Genomic DNA, 3,674 nt, shown 5'->3' with positions numbered 1-3,674 from the left:
CTTCATTATATTTGCCATTTTCATCAGCCACGCCAATGAATTGAGCCACTTCTTCGCTTCTTTTCGCCACCACATTGATAGGCTTATCCCCATACACTTTAGGCACAAAGTGGGGGTTGTGCTTTAAAATGTCATCATTGGAGACAATATCCGCAAAAGCTCTATACATGGTGCTTAAGCCTTGCACATCGCTAAATTTAGAAAAGCGATTAACCATTTTATAACTTTGAGCGGAAGTGTCTAATTCAAAATCATTCACCACTTCCCCATAAGTCTTAGCCCAATCATCAAAGAATTCTAACCCTCTTTCTTTCAACACATCAGGGGTCAGATAGCGTTGCAAGTGATACATTTCACTCAAGGAATTAGCTATAGGCGTGCCGGTTAAAAACATGATTTTCTTATCGTTTTGATGCAAGTAGCGCGTTTTAATAAACAAATCTCTAGCGCGATTAGAGCCTTGTTGGTTACCAAGCCCTGCAATTTTTTCCATAGAAGTTTCAAAGTCTAGATTTTTGAACAAGTGGGCTTCATCCACAATCAAATTGTCAATCCCCATTTGACTGATATCAATATGAGAGCCTTGTTTTTCTAAAATCGCATCGTATTTAGCGCGGATTTTATCCAACTTGTTTTTAAAGGCTCTTTCATTGGGTTTTTTAGTTTCTCTGGGGTTATTTTTATAAGCTAATTCTTGCCTTTCAAAGTTTTTTTCGGCATTCACTAGCTCTTCTTCTTTCAATTCTTCTATGATTCCTCTAGGGTTAGACAATAATTCCAAATGGGTGTGCGCGATAACCACAGCGTCATAATTGTTGTTAGCGATTTGATTGAATAAAAGCTCTCTTTCTTTTTCAGTGATGTCCTTGCTATCAACGACTAACACATTAGCGTTAGGGTAAGCCTTATAAAATTCATCGCCCCATTGCTTGGTTAAATGGTTAGGCACGGCAATGAGCGTTTTATTCACTAACCCCATGCGTTTTTGTTCCATGCAACTGGCTATAGCGCACAAAGTCTTGCCTGCTCCAACCTGATGGTCTAAACACACCGCCCTGTCTTGGATGGTTCTAAAAATAGCGTTCTTTTGGTGGGGGCGCAAGCTGATATACTGGTTAAAGCCCTCTAGCTCTAATTGCGAGCCATCATAGGTTTTTAAAACAGAGTTGTTGAAAGTGTCATTATAGATTTGCTCTAAATGGGTTCTTCTTGTATAATCCTTATAAACCCAGTCTTTAAAAGCTTCTTTCAATTCTTCTGCTTTTTGTCTGGCGAGATTGCTTTGCTCTTCATCAGTGATAAAGATTTCTTTTTTAGGATCATTAGGATCAACTTGGGCGTATTTAACGCTCAAATCCTTGTTGTTTAAGACTTTATTTAAAAGGCTTTCAAAAGGCACTTTATAAGAATGCGCTTTGTCTTTATGCCTAATACCATAAAGCTCGTTTAATTCATTGTTTCTAATAAAAACTTCATAAGCACCGCTTAGGTGTTCTACTTTGATATATTCTTTGAGATTGCCTAGTTGGTAATCCGTCATTTTATCGCCGTATTGCTTTTCATAATGGTTAGCGCTCAATTCTATTAAAAACTCTTCTAAATACTGAGTGGGTATCCAAGGGCTGTTGACATTAGCCATGATTTCAGTGGCTTTCAAATCTTTAGGGATAATCAGCTCTAAATCTTTCACATTAACCTCTAATCCCTCCACGCCTTGATTGATGGCTTCTTTAACTTCTTTGAGTTTTCTTTTCACATTGGCGCTCAAATAATCGTTCGCTAAAATATAGTCGCCATTATCCTTGTGGTCTTTATAGATAAGTTTTTGCTCTAAAAGTTCTTTAATCGTGGTTTCTAAGCTTTGGGCTTTAAAATGATCCCTAATGAAATGCAAGTCCAAACCCCCTTTTTGATTGACACTTGCAATTAATGCCTCTTTAGCGTTAGTGATGATAAGTTCTTTTTTAGGGTTTAAAGTCCTTTCAAAAAAGATTTGAGCTTTTTTGGCTTGAGCTTGCCTTGGCTCTATGTTTTGCATTTTAGCGCTTCTAGGGGTGATTTCTTTTTCAAAGTCTTTTTCTAATCCTAAGACTTTAGCGCCATACAAATCTTGTTTGATGTCCTTGCGGTTTTTGTTTTCATTGAGGTAACCAAATTTCTTGACAAATCCATCATAAACAAGATTGAGTCTAACTCTTTTACTTTCTAGCTCTAAATCAGAGCTTAAGGGGTTTAATTCCGCGCTCGTTAAATCATTCAAAGCGTCTTTAATTTTAAAATAGGCTTTTAGTCGTGAATATTGGACTTTAGAGTTGATTTTAGTGGGTTTTAAAAAGATGCCCATTTCATTATTTTGCTCTAGCTGGCAATAAAGATTATCCCACTTGACTAATTCTCCCCTTTCTAAATTTTTGATAAGCTTTTGAACTTCTTCATAGCGTTCGTTATTGGCATCAATGATGAGAGCGTCTGTTTTAAGGGTAGTCTTATGGTATTGATAGACATCTTTAGGCAATTTTTCTATCGCTTGACTGAGCGCTTGGGATAAATCTAAGCTTTTATCCTCTAAAGCTTGCAACTCGTATTTGTAAATTTGTTCGCCATTTGTTTCAAAGCTATAGCGGGTTTTTTCCAAACTCAAATGCCCTAGAATGTTTTCAGGGTGGTTGATAAAGTATTCATTTAGGGTTTGTTCGTTGAGATTGATATTGTTCTCGCCAACTTTATCCATGAAGTCTTTGATGATCTTATAGTCTTGTTCTTTATAGCCAAAGTTAGCGGTGTCTATTTTTTCATACCAGCGTTGCAATTTTTCTTGTTTGAAACCAAAATGGCTTGCAATCGCATTGACAATCTTAAGTTGATCGCTAGGGATAAAACTATCAAAGCGGTTGTTTTGCAAGGCAAAAACGGTGTCATCATCCAAGTTATTAATGATCTTGTCATAGTAAGGCGTGGCTTTAGTGAAGCTTTGATTGATAGCTTCATCAACGCCTTTTTTAAAAAACACAATGTCGCTAGTTACTTCTGCTCCTGTGCCTTTAAACACGCTATTAGGCAATCTTATCGCTCCTAAAAAAGTGGCGTTTTTTGCGATGTGTTCTCTCATTTTAGGGTTTTTAGCATCCATAAACCAAGAACTCACCACAAACGCTCCTATGCCATCATCTTTCAATTCTTTGATAGCTTTCCCTAAAAAGTAATTATGAACGCTCTCGTTACTCAATTCTTTGTCATAAAAGCTATAGATTTTATGATTGCCATAAGGAGGATTGCCCACAAACGCATCGTATTCTTGATAGAATTGGTGGTTTTCTAAAGCGGTGTTTTGGATGACTTGATTAGGGTAAAGGAATTTAGAAATACTAGCGCTAATAGGATCTAATTCTGTGCCACTAAAGCGGTAATTCTTATCGCTTGGCGCATGAGCGATGAATTTGCCTGTGCCTAAACTGGGTTCAAAGATTTCTTTTTGATGGCTGTCGTTATTAAACCCTAATTGATCTAAACCTTGATAAATGCTATCAATAACTAATTTAGGGGTGTAGTAAGCGTCTCTTGCGCTCAAATAAGCTCTTCTGAATTCATCTTTGGTGAGTAAGGCTTTTAATTCTTTAAATTCTTCAGGGTGTTGATCCTTTTTAAAGCAACTTTCTAACCCACCCCATCCGCTA

Annotated in this window: 1 protein-coding gene; it reads right to left on the bottom strand. The window is 37.1% G+C overall.

The annotated features are described in order from the left end of the window. Positions 1–3,674, bottom strand: a 3,674-nt coding sequence (locus CXY28_RS08435; RefSeq protein WP_198542644.1) for an SNF2-related protein, incomplete at both ends; no start/stop codon positions are given.

The organism is Helicobacter pylori (assembly GCF_002832345.1).
In the GTDB taxonomy this organism is placed as follows: Bacteria; Campylobacterota; Campylobacteria; order Campylobacterales; family Helicobacteraceae; genus Helicobacter; species Helicobacter pylori_CP.
This window is presented reverse-complemented; position numbering and strand designations above follow the sequence as displayed.